Annotated in this window: 21 protein-coding genes and 4 pseudogenes; 7 read left to right on the top strand and 18 right to left on the bottom strand. The window is 38.8% G+C overall.

Annotated features, from left to right (window positions below):
- Positions 1-317 precede the first annotated feature (317 nt).
- Positions 318-803 carry a DUF1097 domain-containing protein gene (locus tag LG336_RS07880; RefSeq protein ID WP_404332021.1) on the bottom strand — a complete coding sequence of 162 codons (486 nt, stop codon included), beginning with the start codon at positions 801-803 and terminating at the stop codon, positions 318-320.
- 587 nt (positions 804-1,390) lie between these two features.
- Complete coding sequence (locus LG336_RS07875) at positions 1,391-2,602, bottom strand: NupC/NupG family nucleoside CNT transporter (protein WP_404332020.1); 1,212 nt, start codon at positions 2,600-2,602, stop codon at positions 1,391-1,393.
- A gap of 352 nt (positions 2,603-2,954) precedes the next feature.
- On the opposite strand from LG336_RS07875, the pseudogene LG336_RS07870 reads away from it, so the two are divergent.
- Positions 2,955-3,419 (top strand): annotated as a pseudogene (locus LG336_RS07870) (NADPH-dependent F420 reductase); the annotation flags it as partial.
- Between the two features lie 146 nt (positions 3,420-3,565).
- Here the strand turns inward: LG336_RS07870 and LG336_RS07865 are convergent.
- Positions 3,566-4,096: a GNAT family N-acetyltransferase gene (locus LG336_RS07865; RefSeq protein WP_404332019.1), complete on the bottom strand. Its 531-nt coding sequence runs from the start codon at positions 4,094-4,096 to the stop codon at positions 3,566-3,568.
- A 519-nt stretch (positions 4,097-4,615) separates the two neighbouring features.
- On the opposite strand from LG336_RS07865, the pseudogene LG336_RS07860 reads away from it, so the two are divergent.
- Positions 4,616-4,792 (top strand): annotated as a pseudogene (locus LG336_RS07860) (DUF3231 family protein); the annotation flags it as partial.
- A gap of 192 nt (positions 4,793-4,984) precedes the next feature.
- On the opposite strand, the gene hcp reads toward LG336_RS07860, so the two are convergent.
- Entirely contained in the window at positions 4,985-6,637 is a 1,653-nt protein-coding gene (gene hcp / locus LG336_RS07855) for a hydroxylamine reductase (RefSeq protein ID WP_404333116.1), read from the bottom strand.
- A 613-nt stretch (positions 6,638-7,250) separates the two neighbouring features.
- Positions 7,251-8,807, bottom strand: coding sequence for an amidase family protein (locus LG336_RS07850; protein ID WP_404332018.1), 1,557 nt, complete (start codon positions 8,805-8,807; stop codon positions 7,251-7,253).
- Between the two features lie 210 nt (positions 8,808-9,017).
- On the opposite strand from LG336_RS07850, the gene LG336_RS07845 reads away from it, so the two are divergent.
- Entirely contained in the window at positions 9,018-9,506 is a 489-nt protein-coding gene (locus LG336_RS07845) for a pyridoxamine 5'-phosphate oxidase family protein (protein WP_404332017.1), read from the top strand.
- 452 nt (positions 9,507-9,958) lie between these two features.
- Positions 9,959-10,381 carry a hypothetical protein gene (locus LG336_RS07840; protein WP_404332016.1) on the top strand — a complete coding sequence of 141 codons (423 nt, stop codon included), beginning with the start codon at positions 9,959-9,961 and terminating at the stop codon, positions 10,379-10,381.
- A 542-nt stretch (positions 10,382-10,923) separates the two neighbouring features.
- Here the strand turns inward: LG336_RS07840 and LG336_RS07835 are convergent.
- Together LG336_RS07835 and LG336_RS07830 are read right to left on the bottom strand one after the other, a co-directional pair.
- Positions 10,924-11,079 (bottom strand): hypothetical protein, encoded by a 156-nt coding sequence (locus LG336_RS07835; RefSeq protein WP_404333115.1) that lies wholly within the window; start codon positions 11,077-11,079, stop codon positions 10,924-10,926.
- 28 nt (positions 11,080-11,107) lie between these two features.
- Positions 11,108-11,359: a hypothetical protein gene (locus LG336_RS07830; protein WP_404332015.1), complete on the bottom strand. Its 252-nt coding sequence runs from the start codon at positions 11,357-11,359 to the stop codon at positions 11,108-11,110.
- Positions 11,360-11,363: 4 nt separating this feature from the next.
- On the opposite strand from LG336_RS07830, the pseudogene LG336_RS07825 reads away from it, so the two are divergent.
- Positions 11,364-11,536 (top strand): annotated as a pseudogene (locus LG336_RS07825) (sucrose-6-phosphate hydrolase); the annotation flags it as partial.
- Between the two features lie 328 nt (positions 11,537-11,864).
- On the opposite strand, the gene LG336_RS07820 reads toward LG336_RS07825, so the two are convergent.
- A complete protein-coding gene (locus tag LG336_RS07820) occupies positions 11,865-12,560 on the bottom strand; it encodes an ABC transporter ATP-binding protein (RefSeq protein ID WP_404332014.1) in 696 nt (231 codons plus the stop codon).
- Positions 12,561-12,585: 25 nt separating this feature from the next.
- Positions 12,586-14,037 (bottom strand): ABC transporter permease, encoded by a 1,452-nt coding sequence (locus tag LG336_RS07815; RefSeq protein ID WP_404332013.1) that lies wholly within the window; start codon positions 14,035-14,037, stop codon positions 12,586-12,588.
- Positions 14,038-14,860: 823 nt separating this feature from the next.
- Here LG336_RS07815 and LG336_RS07810 point away from each other — a divergent pair.
- Positions 14,861-15,250: a DUF1259 domain-containing protein gene (locus LG336_RS07810; RefSeq protein WP_404332012.1), complete on the top strand. Its 390-nt coding sequence runs from the start codon at positions 14,861-14,863 to the stop codon at positions 15,248-15,250.
- A 133-nt stretch (positions 15,251-15,383) separates the two neighbouring features.
- Here the strand turns inward: LG336_RS07810 and LG336_RS07805 are convergent, their stop codons facing one another.
- Positions 15,384-16,088, bottom strand: a complete 705-nt coding sequence (locus tag LG336_RS07805) for a DUF421 domain-containing protein (protein WP_404332011.1) — start codon at positions 16,086-16,088, stop codon at positions 15,384-15,386.
- A 1,407-nt stretch (positions 16,089-17,495) separates the two neighbouring features.
- Positions 17,496-17,855, bottom strand: a pseudogene (locus LG336_RS07800) (YhcH/YjgK/YiaL family protein); the annotation flags it as partial.
- Positions 17,856-18,099: 244 nt separating this feature from the next.
- Here LG336_RS07800 and LG336_RS07795 point away from each other — a divergent pair.
- Complete coding sequence (locus LG336_RS07795) at positions 18,100-19,098, top strand: DUF3231 family protein (protein WP_404332010.1); 999 nt, start codon at positions 18,100-18,102, stop codon at positions 19,096-19,098.
- A 423-nt stretch (positions 19,099-19,521) separates the two neighbouring features.
- Here LG336_RS07795 and LG336_RS07790 read toward each other — a convergent pair whose 3' ends face one another.
- The 7 genes from LG336_RS07790 to LG336_RS07760 all read right to left on the bottom strand — a co-directional run bounded on the left by LG336_RS07790 (position 19,522) and on the right by LG336_RS07760 (position 25,117).
- Positions 19,522-19,878: a DUF2200 domain-containing protein gene (locus LG336_RS07790; RefSeq protein ID WP_404332009.1), complete on the bottom strand. Its 357-nt coding sequence runs from the start codon at positions 19,876-19,878 to the stop codon at positions 19,522-19,524.
- 25 nt (positions 19,879-19,903) lie between these two features.
- Positions 19,904-20,383 carry an SRPBCC family protein gene (locus LG336_RS07785; protein ID WP_404332008.1) on the bottom strand — a complete coding sequence of 160 codons (480 nt, stop codon included), beginning with the start codon at positions 20,381-20,383 and terminating at the stop codon, positions 19,904-19,906.
- 109 nt (positions 20,384-20,492) lie between these two features.
- On the bottom strand, positions 20,493-20,783 hold the full coding sequence (locus tag LG336_RS07780; RefSeq protein ID WP_404333114.1) for an RNA polymerase alpha subunit C-terminal domain-containing protein: 291 nt from the start codon (positions 20,781-20,783) through the stop codon (positions 20,493-20,495).
- A gap of 387 nt (positions 20,784-21,170) precedes the next feature.
- Positions 21,171-21,557: a molecular chaperone GrpE gene (locus LG336_RS07775; protein WP_404332007.1), complete on the bottom strand. Its 387-nt coding sequence runs from the start codon at positions 21,555-21,557 to the stop codon at positions 21,171-21,173.
- A 13-nt stretch (positions 21,558-21,570) separates the two neighbouring features.
- Positions 21,571-22,455, bottom strand: coding sequence for a CoB--CoM heterodisulfide reductase iron-sulfur subunit B family protein (locus tag LG336_RS07770; RefSeq protein ID WP_404332006.1), 885 nt, complete (start codon positions 22,453-22,455; stop codon positions 21,571-21,573).
- On the bottom strand, positions 22,455-23,408 hold the full coding sequence (locus LG336_RS07765; RefSeq protein WP_404332004.1) for a succinate dehydrogenase/fumarate reductase iron-sulfur subunit: 954 nt from the start codon (positions 23,406-23,408) through the stop codon (positions 22,455-22,457). Before LG336_RS07765 ends, LG336_RS07770 begins: the two co-directional genes overlap by 1 nt.
- Positions 23,408-25,117 (bottom strand): FAD-binding protein, encoded by a 1,710-nt coding sequence (locus tag LG336_RS07760; protein WP_404332003.1) that lies wholly within the window; start codon positions 25,115-25,117, stop codon positions 23,408-23,410. The genes LG336_RS07765 and LG336_RS07760 overlap by 1 nt, the downstream gene beginning before the upstream one ends.
- Between the last annotated feature and the right edge of the window lie 20 nt (positions 25,118-25,137).

Raw genomic sequence — 25,137 nt, 5'->3', positions numbered from 1 at the left:
GTAAGCCTTTTCATAAGGGGTTTCTGTATAAAAACGTTTCCTGTTATTTAGAATTATACAGTTGTTATTTTTGAATTTCAACAATTTTCTAAAAAGTGTTATTGTTTTTATCGTTCGCAACAATTTTCAAAATGACTTGTAAATTTATTATAAAATATATAATTATATTTTAGTAGCCTCTTGTCAGATTTCCTGTCACAAACCCGATATTTCTTGTTTCAGATTAATGTTTCACAAACAAAAACACTAGAAGTGAAGAGTACCCGATAAAAAGATGCCAGGGACCGTCCACATTTCTGGATGGTGCCTGGCATCTTCTACTTCATCTTATTCGTTACCATTTGGTCATGTTTTGGTAAAAACCTCTGAGCCCATATTGAAAAGATTTCTCCAAGTTTAGTACATGAGAATCCGAGTACGGACCCACATAATAGAGATAGCAAAAGAGTGAACCAGTCCCCATTCGCAGCAAACGTCGCAAAACAACCCATAAAGATTCCCGGCGTGTAATTAATCGGCAATACTTTTGCACCCAATATACACATGAGGCAGGTAACAAGCCCGCTGAAAATAGCAGCCCCATTAGGTATTCCCGTCATATTCGTTAAAATTATGATTAACATACCACAACTTACTCCCGCGATATTACAAAGCATCGCTTTTCTCATATCTTTACTGCCGCCTGCTCCGAGAGTAAAATACGTGGTACAGCCAGCAAACCCTGCCCAGCCCAATAACCCAAGGGGCGTAGAAATTAAGGTCCACAATCCACACAACAAACCCGTTGCTAATATACTAGCCATTTTTCCCTCCTTCTGATGAACAATTAATATTGTAAAATACTAAGAATAAAAATCAACACAAATTCTCCTATCATTTTATATCTTCATATTTATAGCGCTCACAAGGTAATTTTAATCCAATAAAAAGGAATGTAAATAAATTTATCACTATTTCACAATAACACTTTGAAATTATTCTTATAGGACACGCCCTGGTCAAAACTGATCCAGGTAGAATGTAGTAGATAAAGAATAAGCAGTATATTTGATGAAAAAAACCTAATATACGGTTATTCGTGATGCGTAACGGGAAGGTACGCTTTTTTTATAGATTAGGCTTATTTTCAATCATCTATAACCCTATCAATCTTCGATAAATTTCAAACGACAGACACTGTCATTAACACACACCAAAAGTAAAAACCCTGAGATTATTTACATATCCCAGAGTTTTATTCATTTATTATTCTACAAAACTCCACAAAATTCGGGTGGTGACTAGGCATCGAAACTAAGTTGTATGATGTTCAACAACATTTATCAGCATCATACATTCGGTTAGTCACTTCAGGGTATTATTTTTATAAAAAGTGGAAGAATCCTCTAACTTAAATAAACATTCCTGCAATTGCTGCACTCAACAAAGAAGCTAACATTCCGGCTATAACTGCACGCAAACCAAGCTTAGCAATATCCGGTCGACGGCTTGGAGCTATTCCTCCTAAACCACCTAATAGAATCGCCATGGAACTTAAATTAGCAAAACCACATAGTGCAAAGCTAACAACCATAACTGTTTTAGGCATAAGTTGGTCAATCATCGGTGCAAATGAAGAATAAGCAACAAATTCATTTAAAACCAACTTCTGACCAATGAAACTACCTGCAGCTACTGCTTCTGACCATGGTACACCAACAGCAAATGCAATTGGTGAGAATAGGAATCCAAGAATAACCTCAAGTGATAGAGCATCATAGCCAAATAATCCACCAATGCCTCCTAAAATTCCGTTGATTAAAGCAATTAATGCAATAAACGCTAATAACATCGCACCTACATTTAAAGCTAGTGTTAAACCATCTCCAGCCCCACGAGCAGCAGCATCAATGACATTAACGGATCCCGTATCTTTTTCCATTTTTAGCTCATGAGCAGTTTCTGATTCTTCTGTTTCAGGCATCATCAACTTTGCCATAACTAAACCTGCTGGGGCAGCCATGAAACTAGCTGCTAATAAATATTCCATCGGAACCCCTAATAAAGAGTATCCTACAAGGACAGAACCGGCAACAGAAGCGAGTCCCCCTGTCATAACAGCAAATAACTCGGACTTCGTCATCTTTGCTAAAAACGGTCGAACAACTAGTGGAGCTTCTGTTTGTCCGACAAAAATGTTTGCAGCTGCAGACATTGACTCTGCCTTACTTGTACCTAATATTTTGGATAAACCTCCACCAATAATCCGAATAAACCACTGCATAATACCAAGATAATATAAAACGGAAATTAAGGATGAAAAGAAAATAATGATCGTTAACACCTGGAATGCAAAGATAAATCCAAATTCACCACCGACTAAAGGACCAAAAAGAAATGACAGTCCTTCGTTCGCATAATTGATTACATCTTGAATTCTCATTGTCAGCCATTCTAACGCAGCACGGCCAGCTTCCCACTTTAATACAATAAACGCAAACGTAATCTGAATCGCTAAACCACCAACAATGGTTCTATAATTAATCGCTTTCTTTTTACTAGATAAAAGAAATGCGATTCCTAAAACAACAGAGATTCCAAAAATTCCCCATAATAAATTCATGATTTTCACCTCATAGATGGAATATAAATCTAAAGAATAGTGTATTATTGACAACGCTTACTAACCTTTTAAAAAAATTAATGAAACTTCTCAATATTAGACGTTTGTTATCAGACGTCTGACAACATTTGACGGTATCTATCAAATCGTGTTTAAATTGATTTGAATCCTATACGGTTTAATGCAACCCCTTTCATTCAGCTAATTACTACTAACCTAGTATAAAGGTAAGAGGTCCGACAACTCAATAGTTTTTTTAAAAAAATATTGTCCAAATTATGTCCTCTATTTCATAGATATAGTACCTATCGTATGCTTGAAGCTCCTCGGCAAAGGCATCCATTCCTTCTTTCAAGGTAAAATTGAGGAAATCGAGAACGGGATGGTTGAAAGTGTTTGGGTTTCAACTCAATTAGGCAGACCTATCATTAAAGCTTTCAACAATTTATTAGCCTACACTTTAGAAAATGAAGGAAATTCCGAAGATTCTAGTGGACGAATTGCGATGACAGTTGCTGGTAATGTTCCATCACAAAAACAAGTAGTCATGGACGTAGTAAACGAGCTAGGCTTCGACGTTGTAGATAGTGGTTCTTTAAGTGACTCTTGGGGACAACAGCCAGGAACTCCCGCCTACTGCACAGAGCTAACAAAAGATGATCTTACGAGAGCGTTGGAAAAGGCAAATAAAGAAAAGGCACCATTCCTACGTGACAAGGTGATGGAACGGTTTACAGAGCTCTTTGCAGAAAAAAAGGAAGGCGAATTTTCACATAAGGATATCGTTAATAAAAACAGAGAAATATACAATTCATAAAAATAAAAATGTGCACTCAGTTAGAGCGCACCTTTTGTTTTTTCATAGCTCCCCATCGAACAAGTGCTAGGAACGCCCCGAAAAAGATGCGATTCATGAAAGTATCGCATCTTTTTCCTATTGTTGAAACGCACCTGATCATGCATTTATTTCCGATGAATGTGATATAGAACATGTTTATTTAAAGGACTATCTTTCTCCACTTTCGGATGATTGAACGTTTTCATAAAATTCATCCCGATTTTTCTCATTACGTTTTTGGAAGAATGATTGATTTCGGCTGTGAAACTATAAATATCGCTAAACCCCAATTCTTTGAATCCATAGTGTAAACAGGCTGCCGCCCCCTCGGTTGCATATCCTTTTCCCCAAGCCTCTTTTTTCAAACGCCAACCAATTTCAGTACACGGTGTAAATTCAGCTTCAAATAAAGCACGATGAAACCCAATATACCCAATGAACTCTTTATTTTCCTTTTCTTCCACGGCATATAACCCAAATCCACATTCCTTAAACTCGGCAATAATGGAATGATAGAACGCAAGTGTTTCTTCGTTTGATAAGGTTTTAGGAAAATATCTCATCACCACTTCATCCGCATTTAATCGACTAAACGGTTTTAAATCTGATTCAATCCAATCGCGTAATCGCAATCTAGATGTTTCTAAATAGATCATTTTAACCTCCGAGAAATGTATCATTAGACAGTTTAGTTTATCACAATTTCCTACAACATTACGTGATTATTTTTAGCCTAAAAAGCACCTTGTACCTTCAAATAGTGGATGGTACATGGCGCTTAGTCATTGAGGTTAGTCTTACAGATAAGGAAATTAAGATTAAGCTTATTTTATATCTAAGATAATAATGATAGATATTATTCGATTACTTCATTTCTCTCAAAAACCACCATTGTAAAGTGTCTTCTCCTTGTTCAAAGAAAAACTGGTTAATGTTGAAGACGGAAAACGTCTGATAAAATTCGTAATTTCCTGGAACCTCCTTTAATAAAAACAGGAGCTTCGTAGATGTAATATTAGTAAATTGGATCCGTAATCAAATGATAAATTTATAATTCCAAAGAAATAATAGCACCGTGTGTTTTTTAATTTCACTTAGTGTATTTTTATGAAGAAATAAAAATATCTAAATTGTTCAGAATATTGATACTAGTAAGATATAAAAATTGAAAGGGGCACAATGGGGCAGGTCTTGCTTCATCCATGAGATCAGACCTTGTGACCAGTTATGAGTACATCATTTTACAAAATCTTAAGGTCACAAAAAACTGGTTTGACATTATGGTCAAAAATAACTGGTTAGAACAACCTCCACTTGCACCTAATCGAGCAGAAATTGCAAAACAAAAATAACAAAAAATGCCTTCCTAATTAGTTGGCGGCTTTTCTCTCATTATTATAGCAACTTAGAGAGTCAATCTATGACTCGTTTCTAGTGACGGAATCCTGGGACAAGGTGCCTGTCCCCTTGTCCCTCAAAAAAAACACCCCGCTCTTCTTTTTTCTAAGAAGAACGAAGTGAATTTTTCGATAAGTCCATTAGAATTAGATTGTTACTGCACCCATAAACATATCAATATCATCTGTTGTATTGGTAATGCTTCCTACACCAAAGTTTTCTACTAGGAAGTTTGTTACATTTGGTGAAAGGAATGCTGGTAATGTTGGACCAACATGAATGTCTTTCACACCTAGATAGAGTAGGGATAAGAAGACAATGACTGCCTTTTGCTCATACCATGCGATATTATAAGACAATGGCAGATCATTGATACTTTCTAAGCCGAGGGCATCCTTTAGTTTTAATGCGGTCATCACTAGTGAATAAGAATCATTACATTGACCGGCATCAAGCACTCTTGGAATACCGTTGATATCACCTAAATCAAGCTTATTGTATCTATATTTCGCACAACCAGCTGTTAAAATGATGGTATCATTAGAAAGCTCCTCTGCAAACTCTTTATAATACGTTCTGCTTTTATGGCGACCATCACACCCTGCCATAACAAAGAATCGTTTGATATCTCCATTCTTCACAGCGTCGACTACCTGGTCGGCAACTTGCGCAACTTGATTATGTGCAAATCCTCCAATGATTTCACCGTTCTCAATTTCAGTAGGAGGTTCACATTGTTTTGCATGCTCAATGATCACTGAGAAGTCTTTTGTTCCATCCTCGTTCTCCGCGATATACGTAACCCCTTCTACTCCTGTTGCTCCAGTTGTGTACATGCGATCTTTGTAAGAAGCTTTTGGTGGCACAATACAGTTTGTTGTCATTAAAATAGGGCCGTTAAAGCTTTCAAACTCACGTTTTTGTTCCCACCAAGCATTTCCATAGTTACCAACGAAATGATCATATTTTTTAAATGCTGGATAATAATTGGCAACGAGCATTTCACTATGTGTATAAACATCCACACCCGTGCCCTCGGTTTGCTTTAATAATTGTTCAATATCTTTAAGGTCATGTCCGCTTATTAAAATTCCTGGGTTTTTCCCAACACCGATGTTTACTTTTGTTACCTCCGGATGTCCATAAGTAGAAGTATTTGCGGTATCTAATAATTCCATTCCATGAACACCATATTTTCCAACTTCCATCGAAAGGGCGATTAAGTCTTCCATTGTAACACTATCATCTGTGATCTGCGCCAAGGTTTTTTGCATAAACGCATAAAGACTGTCCTCTGTATAACCTAAATGTTCCGCATGTTTCATGTATGCAGCTAATCCTTTTAACCCATACGTAATTAACTCTCTTAATGAGCGAATATCTTCATCTCTAGTTGCAAGAATGCTTACCTCTTGGGAAGCTGCTTTCGTTTCAAACTCAAACTCGGACTCCCCATACCAAGTAACGAAATCACTGCTGTTAAAAATTTCAGAGCCAGCTTCTTGAATCGATGACTTGATTTCTTCACGAATGGTTAGACCCGTTCTCACTTTATTAAAAAAGTCATTTTTATCCCAGTTTGCATTTGTGATTGTCATAAAGAGGCTATTTACAATAAACTCATCTGCTTTACTATGCTTCAAACCTAGTTCTCTAGCTTCTGTATTCACAATAGCAATTCCCTTTGCTACATAAATCAGTAAATCCTGCATATTCGCTAAGTCATCTTTTTTTCCACAAATACCAGCGATCGTACAACCTGTTCCATTTGCTGTTTCTTGACATTGATAACAAAACATACTCATTTATCTTTCACCTATCCTCTAATCATTTTGTTCAATCATTCACTGACTAAACTTTAACAACTAACACCAAAAGTATATGTGATATTTCTCACTGTTTTAGGCATGTTCATTTGATTGTCAAATTTGGGACATAGGGACAGGTTCACTGTCCCAGCTCCTGCATAAGTAGCCCTTGCCATTTTCTCCCTGGGTAACAGTTTGAAAAGACAACCGTAATAAAGCCGCCTACTCATTAGTAGGCGGCTTTATTCTCATTATTTAGCAACTTAGGGAGTCAATCTATGACTCTTTTTACTAGTGACGGAATCCCAGGGAAAAGGTCCCTGTTAAAATCATCATGTCGGAAGTGTGTCAACCTTACTTTTTCAGGGACCTTGGCCTCCAAGACACTGAGCAGTCTTATCGATTCGTAGCCCAAGCGAAAGGATACAAAAACGATGTTCCTTCGCATATCCACTTCGATAGAATTATCATCCCGGCACCGATTCGGGCTTGGATACAAACTAAACTTAATAGGCCATTCAAGGTTCACCCTATCCCTGCATCCCAAACAAAAGAAAGCCAATCATTTTATGTGCAATGACTGGCTTTCTTTTTGGAAAATTTTCTATTCTAATTCTGGTGCCTTCCGATGCTTGGTCCCTTCCTGATAAGCGTAAGCGAGCTTGATTAAGGTTGGCTCATCGAATTCTTTTCCTAACAGTTCCATCCCGATTGGAAGGCCTTCTTCACTGAATCCAGCCGGTACTGAGACGGCCGGGAAGCCTGAATACGGGCTAAGGCGATTGGCGCTTCCTGCACCTTGACCGCCTCCTACCTTAGCTGGCAAAGCGTTCGAGGTTGGATAAAGAATCGCATCAAGGTTATGTTCATTAAAAGTTGACATTAAACTTTCCTTGGCAAGTTTAGGACGGTTTGTGATGATGTCTTGGTACCGCTCATCCTCTTCTAATGACTCTCTTTCATTACGAGATTTCAAGCCCGATTCTAAACTTGGATGAAACTTGCCGCTTTCAATGATGTCTGTCAAAGTTCGTACAGGTGCATCTGGCCCTAGGCTAGCTAAGTAATCATTTAACTGAAATTTGAATTCATATCCACTTAAGCTCGGGTAAGATAGGATTTGATTTAGATTCGCTATGTTTACTTCAAATACCTCCGCGCCGAGACTTTCCATATCCGCAATGGCTTGATCCATCGTCGCATTAATCTGGGGGTCGTTTCCAAACAAATCACGAACCACACCGATACGCGCTTTTTTTAAGCCATTTTTCTTTAGGTAATGAGTGTATGTTTTTGGAACCTTCCCGATGCTGTTTTCGGTAGATGGATCTGCCGGGTCATAGCCTGCAATCGCATCAAGGACAACCGCTGCATCTTCCACTGTGCGTGCAATCGGGCCACCGACATCCTGTGTTAATGCTAATGGAATGATTCCGTCACGGCTGGCAAGTCCGATTGTCGGACGAATTCCTACTAAATTATTGAAAGAAGATGGAATGCGAATCGATCCACCCGTATCCGTTCCTAAACCGACCGTTACGAAGTTGGCAGCCACAGCAGCAGCTGTACCGCCACTTGAACCACCCGGGTATCTTGTTACATCATATGGATTGTAGGTTTGTCCACCAAGGGAACTAATCGTTTGAAAACCGAAGGCAAATTCATGAAGGTTGGCTTTTCCTAAGATGATGGCTCCTTCTTCTCTTAATCTTTCCGTTTGATAAGCATCGTCTAGAGGGATAGAATCTTCAAGGGAGAGGGATCCTGCTGTGGTAGGCATATCGTATGTATCATAGTTGTCTTTTAAAATAACGGGAATTCCGTGTAAGGCACCGCGTACTTTCCCATCTTTTCGTTCCTGATCGAGTTGTCTAGCTTCTTCTAACACATCATCATCCACCGTAATAATCGAGTTAATGGTATCATCGTACTCTTCCATTCTATCAAGGTAAAATTGAACCAATTCCTCAGAAGTTAAACTTCCCCTTTGCAACTCGTGCTGCAATTCAAAAATCGTCGCCTCTTCAATGTCAATAGATAAAACTCGTTCGACGACAGGGTTCGTTGTATTAGCCGTCGCCTCAGTTGGAACAACATACAAACCACCGGTCAATAAAAGTGCAGTAGCAAACAACATCCATTTGTTAAACCATTTTCCCATTTAGTACCTCCTATTAGGACTTAATAATAGGAATATATCAATCTCTTCTATTAATGTAAATAAGTGGAAAGTAACAAATAGTGGGACACGGGGACAGGTACCTTGTCCCAAACCAGAAACGAACCGGGACAATGTACCTGTCCCCATGTCCTATTCCTGAATAAAAGTTGATATAGAGGGTAGGATATAACCTTGAAGGAGGTTGTTGAATTGTCTAACATGATGAAACAAGATGATATTGAAACCTTGAGAGAGTTAATTAAAGAGATAGACACGGCCATGTTGACTACGGCTACTGAAGAAGGGCTTGTTTCGCGTCCCATGAAAACACAAGAAGTAGAGTTTGATGGTGACTTATGGTTTTTCACTAAAAAAGAGACGAATAAATATGATGAAATATTACATAATCAAGATGTTAATGTAGCATATGTAGGTAAATCCTATGTTTCCGTCCGTGGAAGAGCGGAAATTGTGGAAGATTTAGGCAAGAAAAAGGAATTGTGGAGCAAAATATACGAACAAATCATGCAAACATCTTATGATGACCCTAACGTTATTTTGATAAAAGTAAAAGTGGAAGCAGCCGAATATTGGGAACAAGGAAATTTCACAAAGAAAATGGGCTTTTACTATAAGCGAATGACAGGGCAAAGTTCTGAATCGACAGACATTAATGAAACGTTAGAATTTAATAATTAACAACAAAAGTGGATTGTCTAGTTATTAGGACAATCCACTTTGCGTACTTAGACCGATAGAAACGGTGCCTAGCACATCCTGGGAGACATGGAGACGATTCTCCTACATTAAATTTAATGTAATAAAGGCCAGCTTTTTGTTTGGAATCTTACTTTATCTTCCCTAATTCATTGATAATGGCCGGGCCATTTTTAGACGGAGTATTGGTATTTATAGTAGTAAAGCATAGACTACTATACAATATATTGCCTCATTTATTCAATATCATAAAAAACGATCCGTGATGCGTTTAGTTAGGTAAAAGGATACGCTATTAATAAGAGGTAATACCCTTTTTTGCCTCTAGCTTTTCCCGTATACTATACTTGTTAATGTTGTTTTTCTACATAAAATAGTAAAAGTTATTAAAACTTATATAATACTGAATAAGATAATAGGGTGTGAATATTCAAATGCTTTATATTAGAGATATCGAAAAAATTATAAAAAACACATTACTTGAGCTTAATTTAAACTTAAGTTATGAGTTTAATCATGACATCGTAGCACCAATGAGTTTTAACGTTTCCACCAATACCATAAAATTCAATTATCTTCATGTGAATGGATTTTTAAGTCGTATTAAAATTAAAGAAACCCCTGAAAATCTAATTAAAGTGCTTCTTTATCATGAGATTGGTTATTATCTAGATTATAAGAAAAACAAGTATGACTTACGAACTCTTATGTACGGCGAAGAGGAAGAAATTGAACAGCTTAAAACTCAAATAGAAACGAACGCATGGGATTATGGGAGATCTTTGGTACCCGAAGAACTACTAGGTTCGTATGATAAAGTACGTGAATTGAATAAAGTCCATATACCGAATTTTTAAATCGTTTGTTTCGGAAAGCTATGTTTTCATTTTAATGTCAAAATCAGAAGAAAAGTCAAAGATAACTATGAATCAATAAAACATTGATTATAATTATACGTTACTCTGATCTCACTAATCGAGTAGGGGGCGTCATCTTTGACCACCCCTATTTATATTAATAAATGCAAAAAGAAAAAGACGTTTTATACAAGTTTGGGGAACTTTGTATAAGACGTCTTTCTCGAATCAATCTGACATATGTTGAATCATCGCATCGCATTTCTTGAACACCAATCGGGATTCCCTACATTATTTTCCTTTCCGAGTAATCGCTCTCCTTCATCTGATGCGGTAGGTTCTGAATGGCCTCACCTTTTTTCTTATTGGGTTATAACTTTGGAATATACCTTTGCTAAATCATGAATAACGAATAACATGACATGTACAAACACTCCCAGTAAAGAAGTGCTCTACACCTATTTTCTCATTCAACTTGTGGTGCACAGGCACAACCCGATAATTAGTGCCTCTCCAAGAGCTGTAACACCTTTTTTCACCGGTTATCCCTCCAAAGTTTTCTCGAAATCAGTTTGATTCATTAATTGTAGGCCAGCTAAATAGTGAAGCTTTCCATTCACTCCATTTACTGTTATACAAGATAAATCTTTTATAAAAAATCGACTAGTGAAAATAGTTTCACCATTGTCACAAAATATTTCAATACTAGATTGGTCAACAAAAATCCTAATGCTGGCTCGGTTTCATTCTTCTAATTGCATATCTCTTTGTTCCAAATCTCTCTGCATATAGCTCAGACATGTTTGAACGGTCTAAACAATACTCCTCTCCATTCGACGAGAAGGTAATGTTTGCTCCTTCATCATTTTGTAACTTGATTGTAAATTTATTTTGAATCTTACATTCTATCTCAAATGAACCCGAAATAAGCTGAATCTCTTTTTCTAATGCTTGAGAGGAAGTTCTTAGGTCTTTCAAACTTCACGAATCATTCAATAAATGTTTCCATGGTTATCACCTCCTGCTCCGCAAACGTATGAGGATGGGAAAGGTCGTAGGATTCTTATCGGATGGCTAGGCAATTCTAAAAGTGAATATCCAAGTGATAAAAATGGGTGGGCCCATATGTTAACAATACCAAGGGAGCTCACGATTTGCGCAATAAGCTTTTTCAAGAACCTATTATCGAATGAGTACGAGAACCACCCTTTTTGCTTCCTACAGCATGGGGTGGTGTTCTTGATTAGAATGTTTCTCCGAAATAGATGTGCTGTTATTTCACACACACTACCCCTTCAGCCTAAATAAGTTTTGACAACCGTCATCATGACGATAGAGCTTGTAGGGAGAAGTGTTAACGCACTTCTCTTTTTAGGATATATCCATTATATAGCAAAACCCTCCTTGCAAGAAGGGACTATGTCGCTATATCGCGGGGGCAGACCCCCGCTCAAGAGTTAGTTCAGTCTTTAAAAGTGCTTAATTAAATCTTTACCGGCACTCCTTGTGAAGAGACGGTGAGGCTGCCTTTTGACAGCTTGACGGTTACATCGGACATACTGGCGATATTTTGGTCATGGGTAACGACAATTACGCATTTTCCTTCCTTGTGAGCCAGAGCCTGCAGGAGATTCACGATCTCCTGGGCTGTGTTTTCGTCCAGATTTCCGGTAGGCTCATCTGCTACGATGAGCTCGGCATCACAGGAGAGTGCACGTGCAATCGAGACCCGCTGCTGCTGGCCGCCGCTCAGCGTAAGGACCTTCTGGTGCGCCTGTTCGGCTGAAATGCCTACCCGCTCGAGCATCTGCAAGGCAAATTCCTTCTTGTTTTTATAGCTTGCGCCTGTAATTTCCATTGCCGTTGTCACATTCTGCAAAGCGGTCATGTAGGGAAGCAGGTTGTACGCCTGGAACACAATCGATACATACTTGTTACGGAACTTTGTCAGCCCGATTTTTTTGATATCCTTCCCTTCATATAAAACCGCTCCTTCCTTTGGCACATCCAACGCGCTGGCAAGGGCAAGGAAGGTGGTCTTCCCTGATCCCGATGGGCCAACAATTGTATAAAAAGTTCCTCGCTCAAAGCCTACATTAATTTTTTTTAGAATGTCGTGTTTCTTGTTTTCGTGTTTGTACCAGTAGCTGATATTTTGCAATTCAAGTAAAGCGCTCATCTTCTCATCTCCTGTTATTCTACTATTAATCCTGCTTGCTAAGAATCGTCTTAGGCTGAAGGCGAAGGACAGTCAAGGACGGCAGAAGGGCGGAAAGGATGGCAATTAGCAGACCAATCATCGCTAACAGCCCCAGGTCGTCCGGAGTTACACTAACATCAAGCTCTTCGATTACCTCAACTGACTGGGTTTGTGCCGCTTGTATTCCGCCGCCAAATCGGCCGCCTCTAAATGATTCCGGTGTATCGGTTGTTTCAGCTGACTCGAGTTCCTGGTTTAAGAGCTGGCTGCTGACCTGATCAGCAACGGCATTGCCACTGACGGTTGCAATCCCGAGCGAGAGGACTGCAACTAGCAAGATTTCTACGATAAATTGTCCAGCTAGCTTCCAACGCTGTTCACCGAGCGCTAATAAAACGCCCATTTCATATTTTCGTTCGCGGATTGACATCATGACAATCAGGCCAAGGATAATGGCACCAGCAATCGAGACGAGATAGACGATATTATTCGAAAAGCTTGCTACATTTTCGATGGGCCCGACCATCTGCTGGTAAAGCTGATCGTTGGCATCAAGCGTAAAGATGTCAAAATCAATGGAGCTTTCTTTTTCCGCTTGTGCGACAAAGCTTTCCATTTCGGCAGGATCATCAATATAATAAGTCGCACTGTCGATGGTTCGTTCATAATCAGTGCCTTTTAACACAGAGGAAGATGTATATGGGACATAAATTTTGTTATAAGGAATCATGGCTGTAAAGTTCATTGCTTGGTCAGAGCCGGTAGCGGTTGTTTCGTAAATTCCCTTGATTTTAAGATCAAGTGTTAAAGAATCATCCTGTGGGTTCGTGACGGTAAGGGTGTCACCAACCTTTAAGTCATTTTCTTCGGCAAGAGTCTTTTCAATAAGAGCAACATTGTTCCCGATATCCTCATCGGTGAGATGCTCTCCATCTACGATTGTCGATGTACTGTCCATAAATTCTGTCGTGGAATCTGTAAAGGCTACCCCTTGAAGGGTGATATCGCCTTGGGTCATTCCGCCACCCATTCTGCCTCCTGGTACCTCACCTTGAGTACTTGTACCCTCTTCCGTTGTTTCTGTCTCCTCGTTCTCGATTGGGTCAAAACCCGAGGCTAGTCCAGTGGTGGATGAGTAGAAATTATACCCTTTAATTTGATCGTAGGTGGTCAATTCCTTTGCTGTCTCTTCAAGAATAGGGACCGATTTGAAGCGCTGGCGCTCGCCAGATGCCTGCTCAGCCTGCATTTGCTCGCGTAATTTTGCCATATCTACCTGAAGGGTGACATCTGCTCCAAGCTTCTGTCTAGCAAGGTCACCGGATTTTACCGCCGCTGTCTGGATGGATAGTCCGGCCAGAACTAGGACACAGATGACGGAAAAAACAAAAACTTGCAGCAGGCTTTTCCCTTTCCTTGCTTTCACACTTAAAAACGAACGTTTAATAAAATTCATAGTTCTTCTCCTTTTCCATTTTCAACGCGTTGTCGGTAGGTATAAGATTAGTCGGTAACTATGAACAAACTATGAACAAACTGTTATTTATTTTTGAAACATGGGAACGGTTCTTGTGCTTCCGAAGGGATGGAGTGACAGGTTCCGGAGTTCGTTCACAGTGACGCCAGAATGACGGTAGGAATAAATAGGGGAAAACAGGATGAGCAAATGATGGGTGCAGTTCAACAGGCATGTCCTCTAGTCCTAGAAGGAGCTAAAATAACAGTGTACTATGAACATTATTGATACATATCAAAAGAAGAAGCCATTACCTTTATTTCGGTAATGGCTTTACACAAGGAGATGGGATGGTGGAGCTGTGTCCCATCATCCATTTACTTTTTTTCTATTCTCAATATACCTTAATATTTGGTTGGTTTAAGCTCTTTCATACATGCCTTCATCATGTCGCCGTTGATTCAACTCTTCAATATCGAGCATTGCATCCAAGGCTCTTTCTTGTTGTTCTTCACTATGTCTCATCATCTTGATGTCTCTCATTTCCGTTTCATAAAAATTAATACAATACATTCCTTCAAATTATCAGCTCTTAAGTTTGTTAAGTAGTGTCAAACTCTAAACTTTTGGGGTGTTTATTTTAGTTAAAAAATAGAGTGATGATTTGAAATTAACGGTGGTTAGAGAGGATCAAACCAGGGATAAGACCCCTAGCAAATCTCTCATCAGGTATTACGCACAATTTGTTCGAAGTGTGTGTAAATCTAAACAAGCTTGTACCTTCTTACATAATGTATTAATTAGATGGAAGGAGGTGAAAAACATGGCATCAAGATGTGAAAAATTAGCTAGAATAATAGGTGGGAATGCTCAGGTATCAAATGGAGTATGCGTAGTTTCACGCCTTAGAGACATAGATGCAAAAATCTTAAATAGAAGAACCGTATCCCCATTGGCGTTACCATTTGCATTATCATTTGAAAATCCACAAGGAGGTAAAACGTTAAATTTAGGTGAAACTGTTATCCTACAAAAGGAAATAAATCCTTTTATCTCCGCACTCAGAAAGCGAGGAATAATAGTAACTGCCCTTCACAATCATTGGCTATTCGATGAACCACGGTTAATGTATATTCATTGGGAAAAAGTGAGCGACCCTTTTGATTTTGCTAGAGATAGTTTTGAAGCTGCTAAGGAAGCAGGCTTATTTTAAATTTGGTTATCCCCTTTTTTAAGGGGATTTTTTATCAATAAAAGGTGTCATTTATAGTGTTTTTTATAATCTTTTTTCAAGTTTTATAAAACGAGTGCAAGAAAGGATTATTAAATAGGATTTCCTAGAGATTTTACTTATAAATAAAAACCTTTAAGTTGTCTTTCTTATCAAGAGTGGCAAGCAGAACGTTTTTAACCTCCGTTTGATAAGCATTTTCTAAAATGTTTACAATCCACCCTTCATTCTTTTGAGTTTGATTCAACTCTTTTAAAATAATTTTCCCTTCCTTAATGATTGTCCTTGGCAATTCAAAGCGCTCGGTTTCAATCTTATAGGTTGCAGGTGTAATGGGTTCGTACTTGGGGTCCAGAAAAAATGAAACTTTTCCTTCTGGTTCCCAATAAGCCAATGCAACTTTATCTATTCCTGTAACTTTTTCTTTTCGCAATTCTTCTAATAAAACATCAATGGATATCCTGGCTTTTTTTAATCCTTTATAAATGATTTCTCCATCTTGAATAATAGGAATTGGTTGAGAATTAACGAGTTTTCTAACCAATGGCCATTTTAGAATCATAAATAGACTGCAAAGATATAAGGAAACCAATACTGTTGTCGTCACGACTGAACCTTTCAGTGCAAGTTGTTCGTCTGACAAAGGATGGGCAATGATATTTCCAATAACTAAAGCCATGACGAAATCAAGCAACCTTAACTGGGAGATGGCGCGCTGTCCTAACACTCTTGCGACAACTACCAAAAAGAAATAAGCTACGACAGCTCTGAGAGCCCATTCAATAGCGGTAAGAGTTTCCTGGCTCTTAAAAAAATCCATGATAACAAACCCTTTCCTGAAACTAGCAGTGGGACCAGCGTAAAATAAACAGTATGCATAGGGGTTTTTTAAATAAAGAGAGTTATGTAAAGTTTTTGATTAAGTAAACAGAACTATTCTTACATCTTAATCGCATTTATTATTTATGAATTTATTTAAAAAGAGCATAAAAAAAGAAATGGGAATGGATCTATACCATCCTCACATTTCTTTACGAACAGTGCCAGGCACTGTTCGCAATGGGCTTATTAAAATTGATGAATTTTTATTGATATATTCCCAAAAAATAAAGTAAAAAGGTGGTTTATTATGATTAGTTTTAGTATTATGACGTCTGTATTCCTTATATTGTTTATCATTGTTGGCGGTTTAATTTATACTCTAAGAGTAGGAAAAATGGTTGATGTTAGACAAAGTGAATTTGACGAAGAAATTAACGAAAAAATTCAAAGACATCATGTCCTTTTAAACCCTGTTTTTTTAGCTTATATAATTGGATTTGGACTAATACTTTTATATGTGATATTTATTGCAACGTCCTATTGAATACATGGGGACGGTTTTACCATCCCAGTTATCATAGGAACGCCGCGAAGAATCTTGTTCCACGATATATTCCACTAAGAAACATAGGTTGTTTTCCTTTGGCCATTCTTTCTCATCATGTCTTTTAAACGCAAGCACAAATGGCAGCAATTGTTGGAAATAAAAAGAGGTCAGGTACCATCCAGATTATGGCTCTCGGAACGTGTCAAGTTATACTGTCATAAATTGATAAGGTAAAACAGCACCATACTTTGGAGGAAAGAGCATGAACCCTATGTATGCCTATCAGCCCAAATGGAGATAGGGTTAAAAGAGCTTGCTCGCAATATTCTCCGTGATCTCCATTTTTACTTTTTCCGCTTCTTGAATAGTTTTTTATATAAATCCCAATTTTAAAAAATAACCACCAAAATAAAGCCGCTTACTCATAAGTAGCGGCTTTGCTCTCGTATTATAATAATTTAGAGAGTAAATCTATGAACTAATTTCTAGTGACGGATCTTTATAGGAAACGGTGCATAAAAACATTAAAATTGAATTCAATCAGGATCCACCCTTTCAGCCCAAATGGAGATAGGGTTAAAAGAGCTTGCTCGCAATATTCTCCGTGATCTCCATTTTTACTTTTTCCGCTTCTTGAATAGTTTTTCATCGTTAATTAAATCAAACAAATATAGCTGAGTATTTTTTGATACTAATGCCCCACTCCTCATCCTTTGTAAAAAAAAAAGCCAGAACACCCTGTTCTGGCCCAATCAATCGCTGCAGCAGTTGGTCACAACTACAGACTTTTTATTATTTTTTTACTTCTGAAGATTGGGATTTACCTCAGTCCGATTGTCTGATCGTAAACCTTGGTCATTAATCCATTAACACCTTTACAACGGCCTTTTTAATCGCGCGTGGTTGATCAACACAATGCCCAGGCATATGGGCATCTTGCGGTGTAAAGACAGCGAACGAACCTTCTGTTACAAGAAATAGGTCTCCATTTACTTCTGTTAACTCAATAAAGTCTTTTTCCTTATCCGCTTTTTTGACCTTCTTATTGGCTACATTCGTATAGCCCATCTTTTCTTCTCCACGAATCATATATTGGATATCCGTATATTGGTAATGAGCTTCATAAAAACATTGCTCAGGACGTTTCGTATCATATTCCTGAATCATCACAAAAACGTTGTCGTCTTCAATTTGGTATGTACCTGTTCTAATGCAGCTAAGTCGTTTTCTTGTAAAAAATCAAAGCCTTTTTTCAATCTAGGATGTAAGTTGCTGTAAAGTGCAGCATTTGAGAGTTTGTCAATAATCAAGGGTCATTCCTCCACGTTTTGTATTCATTTTTATTATAGAACAATAAAAGTGTCAGGCGCTATCCAGGTTGGGAGGTAGCCTGACACTTCTACTTTAAACTAATATCTCTATTGAAATCGGGAAATAATACTGAGGAGGTGAAGAGAAGGATATGGAAAAATTAAAACTTACATCTTCTGAAATAGGATCATTATGGGGTGAATATGTTAATGGAACAGCAACAGACGTAGTCATTAAATATATGTACTCTATTATTGAGGATGAAGCAATAAAAGCTACTTTTAATGATGCGATCCAGACATTCGAAAAACAAAAGCAACAAATTAAGACTTTTATGGAGAATGAGGGATTTCCTGTTCCAATTGGATTTAACGAAACAGACCTGTATTTAGGAAAACAGAGATTGTTTACAGATGCTTTCTGCTTGAATTATTTACACGTCATCACCTTACATGGGCTATTAGGGCATATCACCGCCTTCAGCATTTCGGTAAGAAAAGACTTAAGGGATTTTTACGATTCATGCGATCATGATGCGAAAAAGATGTATCATCAAACGATTGAGTTATTGCTAGAGAATGGACTTTTTCAAAGAGACCCATTATATTATGCAGATGAGCATCCTCAATTTATTTCAAGCAAAGATTTTAAAGACGGTTATTTTGGTAAGGTCAGAACCCTTGCAGCGACAGAAATCATTAGTATTTCTTTTAACCTCAAAAAAAATATTCTAACTAAAACCCTTTGCATTGCATTCAGCCAGATAGCAGAATCGAAAGAAGTTAGAAAGTTTTTAATGGATTCTGAGAAAACGGCTGATGGACAAATAAAAGCTTTAGCAAAAATAATGCAAGCTGATAACTTACCAGTTCCTAAATCCTTAGAAACAGAAGTTTCAATATCAACGGACTCACCATTTTCAGACAGATTATTAATGTATCACATTGGATTTTTGTTTCAAGCAGCACAAAATTATCATGGGACAGGTCTTGCTTCATCCATGAGAACAGACCTTGTGACCACTTATGAGTCGATTATTTTACAAAATCTTATGGTAACAAAAAACTGGTTTGACATTATGGTCAAAAATAAATGGTTGGAACAACCTCCACTTGCGCCTAATCGAGCAGAAATTGCAAAACAAAAATAACAAAGATGCCCTTCCAAATCGGTCGGGCATTTTTTCTTCGTGAAAACCTGGACGGTTCCAGGCACTTTCTATACACGGTGTATATTCAGCCTCAATGCCGTCCTTGATACCATACGTGGTTCTGTGATAGTAAAATAAGCGGAGATTTTTCCGTTATTTGCAGAATAAAGCTCGTTCTGGGGTAAATAAGGGTAGTTTTTCCGGTTATACAGAACAATTTAGCTATTTTCACCTTTTTTTAAGTCAATAGGCGGAATTTCTCCCTCTATTTAAACTATTTTCAGTTCTATTTACAAATTAAGAGAAATTTTTCCCTCTATTTTTCAGAACGGTGCTTAACTTGACCTGCCCCCCAACCAATCAGAGCGGACTCTCACGATCCCAGATGCGGGAATCAGCATGAATCAGTGTTTCGTTGTTTTATTATGATGATGTCCGTAAAATCTTCTCCATCGCCTTTCCTTTAGCTAACTCATCGATTAGTTTATCCAAATAGCGTATTTCCTGCATAGTTGGTTCTTCGATGTCTTCCACTCGGACACCGCAGATCACACCTTTGATTAATGCCCGCGAAGGATTTAGTTGGGGAGCTTCTGCAAAGAAGGTCTCAAAATCTGCCTGTTTTTCCAGTTGAGCTTCTAACTCTTCCTGGCTATAACCTGTTAACCAACGGATGATTTCATCGACTTCTTTCTTCGTCCGTCCTTTTTTCTCCGCCTTGGTTACATAAAGGGGATAGACTTTTCCGACACTCATTGAATAAATCTTATGTTTGGTCATGTTACATCCTTCCTTATTTTTCTTTTTATTTCAAATCAAATGCTTCTTTATAAAACGCCCTTAACTCAGCTGCATTATCTTCCCATTTAACTGGTTGTCCGTTCACTAACTGTTGAAGTGCATCCAAACATCTATGCCATCCTGCCGCCACATACATCGCCATTTCCACTTCGTCAAATGTGTGAGTAAACACCATTCTGCATCCTTCATTCTCTTCTTGTAATGAAATTTGTAGCAGGTCATTGACCTCACGGAATTCAAAGGTATGGGGTTTGATGAATTCAGTTATAATCCCTTCATAGGTTGAACCTTCACCGTCATCAAAGTAAATCTTTCCTCCCGTTCTAAGTTCCATCTCCCCTGTTGCGAAAGGATACCATTGCGAGAAGGAACTAGGATTCGTAATGTCTTGGAAAACATCTTCGGGGGTAAAAGAGAAAAAGCGTTCAAACCTTAAAGCATAACGACCATTTGTCTTATGTAGTGTTCCATATGTATTCATCATTTGATCCTCCTTACTTTCTAGTGCCTGGCACGCCCGGTGATTATTGAATGAACAAGATTGACAAACATTAGCAGGTTTACTATTCGTCCATTATTTACAATCTACAATATTATTCCTTAAATGATAAACCTTCTTCTTCTAATGAAGTCCTCATTGTTGGTAAGGAAGCAGGTCCAATGCCATGAAGGTTTAGTATTTCTTTTTCGGTGTACTTTGAGAGTTTATCCAGAGTATCAATGCCTTCATGAATTAAGGCATTTCGAGCAGGCGAACTCAGTTTCGATAGAAAGCCACTTTCAGGTTTATTCTCTTTATTACAAGTGGGGCAACTACGACAATCACTACTTTTATAATACGTATGTCCTTTTTCACAAACCAATAAACTTTTTTCTGTCAAAATAGCACCTCCTACTACATTTCTATTTCTAATTTAACATACTTCAAGGGGACATAGGGACAGGTTTACTGTCCCAGTACCCTCATATAACTCCTATCCATTCTCACTCCGTAACATTTTTAAAGTGACCACCGCGATAAAGCCGCTGGAATCAGAAACAAGATCCCCCGAGTGAAAGAGCTGAAAAATGCGCTCAATCTTTCCATCTGTCAGTATTTCTCGTAAAGTAACAAACAAAGGCGACAGGGACCATCCAGAATCTGGATTGCGCCCTCGCCTCTCTCTGTATATATTGCAATTAAATATTTTTCTACTTTTTTATGAGGTGAAGATAAAGCACAAACCAAAAAATGGAAATACCCCCCATTTTCTGATAATAAAAAAGACAGTTCACTTAGAAACTGTCTTTGATGAATAGTGATGAGTGTTCAATAATAATGAGCGATTGGTGATTGATTTATAAACTCCTGTTTTAAAGGTCACCTTTAGAAAGTCGTCGATTTGGCCTTTCCAAGCAGTCTGGTTGTTTTCGTCATGGATTCTTGCAACTCCGTTTTTTACTTTCAGCCATCTTGATGAATCGCTATCCTGAAAATAGCCAGTAATGGTGGTTGATAATGGGTGAAACGGCCCTTTACTTGAATAGATGGTTCCGTAATAGATATGACTTTCACCATATTGGTCGTGAATCCAATCATCATGTACATTCAGAAGCCACAGCAGACCTTTGTCAATATTCCCTACCATTTTTGCTCTTTTCTCATAAAGATACTGCATGGTATGCCTCCTCTTAAACCGTTACAAGACTCTCCTTAAGGACCGGTATCGCGTCTACTACATGTCGTTGAATGGCTAATTCCTCAGGGGAGAAGCCAAGGGCTAGCCCTATCAACTGCGGCAAGTGCAGAATAGGCATCGTAATATCTTCCTTAAACCCTTTCTGAGCATCCGGCTGATATGCATCCAATTGCATTTGACACAATGGACAAGGTGTGACGATACAATCGGCACCGGAGTTTTTCGGTGATAGGCAGTTTTTCCCTGTTAAATCTAGCACTTCCTTTTCAGCTGGAAAAACAGCATGGAAACCACAGCAAGCAAGGCGCTGATCGAAATCAACACTTTCTGCTCCTAATACTTCCGCGACCATTTCCATTGACTGAGGATTCATATGATTTTCAAACCCCATCACATTAGGAGGCATTAAAATGTGGCACCCATAGAAATTGGCTACTTTTAACCCTGTAAGCGGACGACGAACCAATTTACGAAGATTTTCAAGACCATAGTCTTCTATTAAAGCCCATAGCAAATGAGTCACTTCGACGGTGCCTTTGTATTCAAGGCCAGCACGATTCAGTCCTTCGTTTACTTGGTTTCTCATTTTTTCATTTTTATCCATCTTAAGCTTTGCTGTTCGAAGCATTAACGTACATGTGTTGCACACGGTTAATAATTTATCCACCTTAAGGTCTTCAGCTAAGGAGATATTTCGAGCATTGATGGAAGTGGCCAGCAAGTCACTGACATCTTGAATATGGCTTGCGCCGCAACAAGTCCAACCATCAAGTTCAATTAACTCAATCCCTAATGCCGCTGCCACCTTCTTTGTTGAAATCATCAATTCTTCAGCTGCCGATTCAAGTGTACACCCTGGGAAAAATGCATATCTCATTACTTGCCAACCTCCTGTGCGTATTTATAGAGCTCCCTTACCCCTCTAATGCCTTCAACTTCTTTTGGCATATGGAATGGATTAATTTTTCCTTTTTTAATCATTCTTAAAGCAAAAGGAACCTTTCGCATCGCCGTGTTCACTAACCCGTCTGTTTTAATTGGTAGCATCACTTCGTTTAGGCGCCCCTTGTTTTTTACATCGTCATGGAAGGCAAAGGCGTGTTTCGCACCTTGGTTTTTCACTTCTCCCATTCGAATCGATTCTTGCCTTAAGTAGGCAATTTGGTCGGTTAGTGGAATCCCTTTTGGACACTTCGTTACACATTGCATACAATGTAGGCATTTCCAAAGTTCATTTTCATACACGGGGCGAATATGCTCTTCAGGTGAGCCATCGCGGGAATCAACCGTAAAACGATAAGCCCTGTTTAAAATAAACGGATCGAGATACGTTCCATCATTAACCGCTAGCTGATTACACTCTGAAGCACAAACACCACATAAAATACAATCTGTTGGCGCCGCAATTTGGTGGTAGTCGTCCTCGCTTTGGATAAAACCAGTTTCCTTCGTTCCTTCTTCGGAAGGAATGAGCCATGGCTTGACCTGTTCCATTTTTTCCATTTTTGGTTCCCAAACGATAACCAAATCCTTCACAACATCAAAGTTCTTTAATGGTTCAAACGTTAACTTCATCGTATTAAACGTCTCAAGTACCTCATCGAGAGACGAATTACATGCGAGAAATGCACTTCCATTAATTTGGACCGCACAGCTTCCACAAATAGCATGGCGGCATGCTGAGGTAAAGTTTAACGTTGGATCTTGTTCCTCGCGAATCTTTGTCAAAAGCCATAGAATCGTTTTGCCCTCTTCATAGGGGACTTCATAATTTTGGTAATATTCATGTTTGCCATCAAATCTTTTTATCTTACATTGTAATCTTTCCATTAGTACTTTCTCTCCTCCGGTTGATATTTTGTAATCGTGACCGGTGCATACTCTAAACGATACTTGTCTCCATTTTTATAGATTAACGTGTGTTTAAGGAATTTTTCATCATTACGAGTCGGATAATCAGCCCTTGAATGTGAGCCTCTGCTTTCCTGCCTGTTCAGCGCGCCCATCGTTACTGCCCTAGCAAGCTTTAAAATATTGCCAATCTCGATATAATTGATGAATGCCATATTGTATGTTTCGGAAGGGTCTCCTGCATAAGCATCTTTATATTGCTCAAGTAGTTCATCCACCGTTTCAAGAGCCTTTTCCATTTCTGACTCTGTACGGAATATCCCGACGTTATACCACATCGTTTCAGCCAATCGATTCCGAATCTCAAACATACTGATACCTGTCTTCTTCTCACGAATGGTTTTAAATTTGGCCATCCAATCTGTCGCTACTTGTTCAAGCTTTTTAGTACTGCCAAATGTGCGTCGCTTTGCTGATTCCTTAGCTCCTAATCCAGCATATTTACCAAACAACACAACATCTGCTACTGAGTTTCCACCTAAGCGATTCGCACCATGAATGGAAACGGAACAGCATTCTCCAGCAGCATGAATTCCATCAATCGGGGTACTACATGTCTTAAAGTCTGAAACATGGATGCCTCCCATTGTATAGTGGCAGCTTGGACGAATGGGAACAGGTTCTTTGATAAGGTCAACTCCCTCAAATTCCATCGCTAACTCACGTACCTGTGGAAGACGTTCTATGATCTTCTTTTCACCCAGATGGCGTAAATCCATCAGAACATAAGAAGTCATTCCTTCTCCAAATCCCCGGCCTTCTTTAATCTCGGTTTCTATCGATCTAGAAACTAAGTCACGTGGGCCTAGCTCCATTTTTTCAGGAGCATACCGTGCCATAAAACGCTCACCATCTTTATTTAACAAGTAACCACCTTCACCACGGCATGCCTCCGAAAGCAGTACACCCGTTTGAGCTAAACCGGTTGGGTGAAATTGAATAAATTCTGGGTCCTTAAGTGGAATGCCCGCTTCGAAACAAGCTGCTGTTCCATCACCGGTCATATTGATGGCATTCGTCGTTCTGCTCCAATAAATTCTTCCAAAACCACCCGATGCGATAACAACTGATTTTGCCTGAATCGATTGAATTTCCCCACTACGAATATCCATGGCGACGAGGCCTTCAAAATTCCCGTTGTCCACCACAACAGAAAGTAAAAACCACTCATTTAAAAATTGAACCTTATTTTTAAGGCATTGTTCATATAATGCGTGTAAAATTACGTGCCCTGTTTTATCAGCGGAGTAACATGTTCTTGGGCTTGATGCTCCACCAAAGGGACGTTGAGCAACGTGGCCATTTTCGTCTCTTGAAAATGGCACCCCATAATAATCTAGTTCAGAAATAATCGACGGCATATTCGATGTAAAAAACTCCACTGCATCTTGGTCTGCCAAAAAGTCACTGCCTTTTACTGTATCTCTAAAATGGCTTTCGGTTGAATCGTTAGCATCTCTGTAAGCCATTGCTGCGTTAATTCCACCCTGCGCTGCCCCTGTGTGTGAGCGAGTCGGAAATATTTTACTTAGCACAGCAACATTTAAATCCTTGCCTTCACTGGCATTTAGTGCAGCCATCATTCCTGCACCACCAGCCCCTACTACAACTACATCAAATTTCAACATCGGGAATTTCCCTCCTAATC

The sequence above is a fragment of the Mesobacillus maritimus genome (genome assembly GCF_044803185.1).
Lineage (GTDB): Bacteria > Bacillota > Bacilli > Bacillales > Cytobacillaceae > Mesobacillus_B > Mesobacillus_B maritimus_B.
Note: the sequence above shows the minus strand (reverse complement) of the source record. Positions and strands in the feature narration are given on the sequence as shown.